Origin of the sequence: Daejeonella sp. (genome assembly GCF_044232565.1) — a bacterium.
Taxonomy (GTDB): domain Bacteria; phylum Bacteroidota; class Bacteroidia; order Sphingobacteriales; family Sphingobacteriaceae; genus Daejeonella.
Window position 1 is genome coordinate 1 of the sequence record NZ_JBIILQ010000213.1, and the last position, 4,836, is coordinate 4,836.

Genomic DNA, 4,836 nt, shown 5'->3' on the forward strand with positions numbered 1-4,836 from the left:
AGGACTGTAAGTTGGCTTAGGTTCAATAATCTCCTTCTGAGTGTCAATTCCTAATTCCTTATCCTGCAATTCATCTGCGGTCTTCGGAGAGGGTTTGAATCGTGGCTTAAAAGTAGTTTTTACTATATCTGTAGATTTTGCTGTTTCAGATTCAGTTATTTCTGTGCTTTTTTCATCTTTGTTTTTAACTTCTACATTGATGGGGATGTTGGCTTTGAATCGAGGTTTGAAGGTTGGTTTGGTTTGGAGGGCCTCAGCCACCGGTTCGAGGGCTTCGGTGGGTGGTTCGCTTACTTTAGACGGGACTTCTTGGGCCTCAGCCGGCGGTATTTTGATCTCTTCTGCCAGTGGGTTTGCTCTACGTAGCTTATTGAACCAAAACTTCTTACTATGGTCGAAGCTTTTTTCACCCATCTCATTAAAATGACTTTTAAATTCATTGAAAAAATCTTGTTCAGCATTTTTTAACTGAACAGGATCAATTTTCTTTTTTATTAAAAATTCTTCAAAAGTCATTTTATAATTTATTCGGCCATATTGTGGTATACCGCCTGAACATCATCGTCTTCTTCTAATTTATCAATTAGCTTGAAAACATCAGCAGCCTGTTCTTCACTTACTTCTGTTGTTGATTGCGCGATACGTTCAAGCTTTGAGCTGATTACTGGAATGCCTTTCTCTTCAAGTGCTTTTTGCATTTTTCCAAAGTCTTCAAAGGAAGTATGGATAACGCCAATATCTTTTCCGGTTTCATCTACTTCCACATATAAATCTTCCAGGCCCGCGTCAATTAACTCAAACTCAAGCTCATCAATCTCCATTTCTCCTGGATCGAAGCGGAAAACAGACTTGCGGCTAAAAATGAAATCTAAAGAGCCTGTTTTTCCCAAGGCACCATTTGTTTTATTGAAGTAACTACGAACATTGGCAACCGTTCTATTGGTATTATCGGTGGCAGTTTCAATCAGAATTGCAACTCCATGAGGGGCATAACCTTCGTAAACTATTTCCTCATAATTGCTTTCGTCTTTGTTGGTTGCTCTTTTTATAGCGGCTTCTACGGTATGCTTAGGCATGTTAATTGCCTTCGCGTTTTGCATGGCTGTTCTCAAACGAGAGTTTGCGTCTGGGTTCGATCCACCGTCTTTTACAGCCATCACTATTTCTTTACCCAAACGCGTAAACTGAACGGCCATTTTTGCCCAACGCTTGAATTTTCTTTCTTTACGGAATTCGAATGCTCTTCCCATTATCGTATTTAACTATTTTTTTATAGAAACGGTTTTTTATTTATTTTTTTGTTCTTGATGTTTTCCTAAAACTTCCTGCTAATGCTTCAAATTTACAATGCTTTCTGGCTTATTTACCTTTCCTTTTATTTTTTTAAATTTTTAAGCATGTCTGCCGTCATGTTTGCCAAATTAAAGTCAGGCTTCCAGTTCCAATCGGCTTGCGCGCAATTATCATCAATTGATTTAGGCCAGCTTGAAGCAATAGCTTGTCGCGGATCGTATTCGGTATAGCCCAATGTAAAATTTGGTATATGTTTTTTTATTTCTTCAGCTAATATTTCGGGCGTAAAGCTCATACCTGTTAAATTATATGAAGAACGAATATTAATATTTTCTGCTGGCGCATCCATGAGCGCAATTGTACCACGAATTGCATCTTCCATGTACATCATGGGAAGTTCAGTCTCTGCCGATAGAAAACTCTTATAAGAGCCTTTTTTAAGGGCATCATGGAAAATGTGAATAGCGTAATCCGTTGTTCCCCCACCTGGGGCAGCTTTCCAACTGATTAATCCTGGATATCGAATGCTCCGGATATCAAGGCCATACCTTTGGAAATAATATTCACACCAACGCTCGCCGGCAAGCTTACTGATGCCGTAAACTGTATTGGGGTCCATTACACAATACTGTGGCGTTTTTACTTTTGGTGAATTCGGACCGAATACTGCGATGGAACTAGGCCAATAGATACGTGCTGTTTTATATTCTAAGGCTAGGTCAAGCACATTTAGTAAACCATTCATGTTCAAATCCCAAGCTAATTTTGGGTTTTGCTCGCCAGTAGCTGAAAGCAATGCAGCCAATAAATAAACTTGTGTAGGCTTGTATTTCTTGAATATTGCGTTTAAAATATCTTTCTCTAATACATTTACAAACTCAAAAGGTCCTGCATTTTTGATATCATAATCCGGACGTCGAATGTCACAAGCTATGACATTTGAATCTCCATAATTTTTTCTTAACTCAGTAACTAATTCGGTACCTATTTGTCCGTTGGAGCCAATAACTAGAATTTTTTCAAGCATGCTAATTGGTTTTGCTCAAAGGTAAAAAATTTATGGAGGCAATGTAATGTTGAAGGCCATTATTTAAACTTTGATACCAATGCAAAGCTCTTTCTAAAGCGCTTTATTTTACCTGCTAGATTAAAAATTTCAGCTTGAAGCAAGTAAATTCCAATGGGCGACATCTGGCTATAATCATTCAGTCCATCCCAAATAAGTGTCCCTTCCGTATTTAGGGTATAGTTTTTCACAAGTTTTCTGACTAAAGTTCCCTGATCATTAAAAATACTTATTGTAGCAATCTCCCCAGGTGCTGATGATCGATAACTTATCTCAAATAGATCTTCAAAGCCGTCGTTATCGGGTGAAAATGTTTTTGAAATTAGGGCAAAATCATCTTTTATACTCTCCTGTTCCGAATTTTGGGAGTTCTGATAGCCTGGAGTTGCGCCACCAGAGGCCATGGTTGCAGATCTTAAATTCCCTTCTTCATTTGCAGGACTTTTTAATTTACTACGCTCAAGGGATATGCCCTCCGTATTATTCAGCAATGGGAAGTGCATTTTTTCTGTGTAGCTAAGTTGGTCGATTAGCTTTCCATTACTCAGCAGTACCGCTGTTCCCATATCATCATTGAACATAGGGAAAGATTCCATTTTATGCATACTATTTTCATTTTTCACAAGGTATTCCTTCTTAATATTCTCAGGATTTATAGTCAGTGCTAAATACTTTCCTGACTCTAATAGAAACTGTTTTTTGCTGATTTCTCGAATGGAGTTTATACTATCCTTTGTAATTTGTGCAATAGAAAGCTCCTTTAGATCAATTGAATAAGCTGCATTGTTAAAAATCTCCACAAAGTCGGACCCGCCAACCCTCGGGTTAAATAAAATTTCACTTAATAGCACATCATTCTTTTGAATTTTCGGAGCTAAATAAAATTCCGCATAGTTAAATTCTGCTGAAAGTTTTATATTTCTACAATCTCCAATATTATCTGCAGTGAGTCGGTAAGTCTGACCACGCGTTAATGCCTGATTGAATTTTAAGATTATTCGATCAAAATTTGGAGCCTGTGGTAGGGCAAAATTCGGACCACCTGCGCCATTATTTAATGAATAATTAACTATATACGAAGCTTTTGTACTGTCGATTTCTCTGTTGAATTTGAGTGAAAGACTTAAGCTATCCAAGACCTCGATTTCTATAAATTTTAATAATTCATTTGATATATTTTGTTGGAAAGTAGAGTTTTTGCGGCCAGGTGTGCCTCCTGTACTATCTCTACTACTTACCCAATTTTGTAAATCCGGACAAACCGACTGATAGTCAATTAATTCTAGGGAGTATCCACCTTTTCTTTTTTCTGGGTCTCGATGCCAAGCGCTCGAATAATTTACTTGCCGAATGACTCTTCCTTTATTATTTTTTAGTTGAATGCTATCTTTTTGATTATTCAGACTTGACCAAATGGGCACACCTATTACTTTTCCATAAGGTTTAAAGTTTAATGTGTCTTTTTCAGCGCAAAGAATCATATATGCTCCTGCCTCCATTTCGCCAGTTTTGAAAGGGGGGTTCTTGCCCAATGACAGTCCCTTTAATTTTACCGGTCGCTCCGTAGGGTTAAACAATTCAATATATTCTACTTCCGGTAATTCTATCACTGGTGATGGGTCTGCAAAAATCTCGTTTATAACTAATGGGTATTCAATTTCAGCTATGGATGGCATCTCAAAGCTTCCAAGGGCAACTCCTCCTCCTATCAAATTCCCTGAACATGAAAGGATTGAATCCGCTGAAAGAAAATATTTCTCCCCCTCCTTAAATTTTTCATGGAAAAATAATCTTATTTCTTGCTTTGAGGCAGCTAATTGTATGGAATTTGCTTTTTCAGTCCCATTTTTAATACTAAAATTAGATGCCTTTAAATAGCTAGTATCCGGTATTTGGTTGAAGAAAATATCAATGCTGTTTTCTGAAATGATCTTTAGCAAATCAACTTTCAACCTCGCTTTCAAAAAATCAGGATTGTCTCTACTGTTTTTTCTTCCGGGAGTCCCGCCAAGGCTGTCAACCGATGCTGCCCAATTATAAAAATCAGTACAGGTTTTATTCGCTATATCTATTTTTTCTAGAGACCAGCCTCCAGATATTTTCTTTGGGTCTTTGTACCAATTATCGGAATAAGAAACAGAATCAACTATCCTGCCTTTAAAACTTTTCAAGAGAATCTCATCCGAATTATTTTTCAGTGATGGCCATGGTGAAACACCCAATGTTCTTCCATAACTTTTGTACTGTGTGGTGTCTGCTGCGGGACAAATAATCAGGTATTGATTGGGTGGCAGCAGGTATTTTTTCAGTGTGCCTTTGGTTTGCGGATCGTTGATAGTCCATCCTTCTAGATCAAGGGTGTCTTTACCGGGATTGAAAAGTTCAATAAATTCAACCAATGGCAGTCCAACCTCCGGTGATGGATCAGCGAATATTTCGGTGATAAATATGCGGGCGGTATCAATCCTGACTGGTGG

Annotated in this window: 4 protein-coding genes; all 4 read right to left on the reverse strand. The window is 37.9% G+C overall.

Going from position 1 to position 4,836, the window contains the following annotated elements:
• Nucleotides 1–516: hypothetical protein (locus tag ACILQF_RS10620; protein ID WP_395627383.1), on the reverse strand; the 516-nt coding region annotated here is incomplete at its 3' end.
• 8 nt (nucleotides 517–524) lie between these two features.
• Nucleotides 525–1,250 carry a YebC/PmpR family DNA-binding transcriptional regulator gene (locus ACILQF_RS10625; RefSeq protein ID WP_395627384.1) on the reverse strand — a complete coding sequence of 242 codons (726 nt, stop codon included), beginning with the start codon at nucleotides 1,248–1,250 and terminating at the stop codon, nucleotides 525–527.
• A 125-nt stretch (nucleotides 1,251–1,375) separates the two neighbouring features.
• Entirely contained in the window at nucleotides 1,376–2,320 is a 945-nt protein-coding gene (locus ACILQF_RS10630; protein WP_395627385.1) for an NAD-dependent epimerase/dehydratase family protein, read from the reverse strand.
• A gap of 59 nt (nucleotides 2,321–2,379) precedes the next feature.
• On the reverse strand, nucleotides 2,380–4,836 hold a 2,457-nt coding region (locus ACILQF_RS10635), incomplete at its 5' end, for a lamin tail domain-containing protein (protein WP_395627386.1).

What these genes read in the sequence shown, in the direction of transcription:
- ACILQF_RS10625 (WP_395627384.1), bottom strand. Translation starts at nt 1,250, where the DNA reads ATGGGAAGAGCATTCGAATTCCGTAAAGAAAGAAAATTCAAGCGTTGG.
- ACILQF_RS10630 (WP_395627385.1), bottom strand. Translation starts at nt 2,320, where the DNA reads ATGCTTGAAAAAATTCTAGTTATTGGCTCCAACGGACAAATAGGTACC.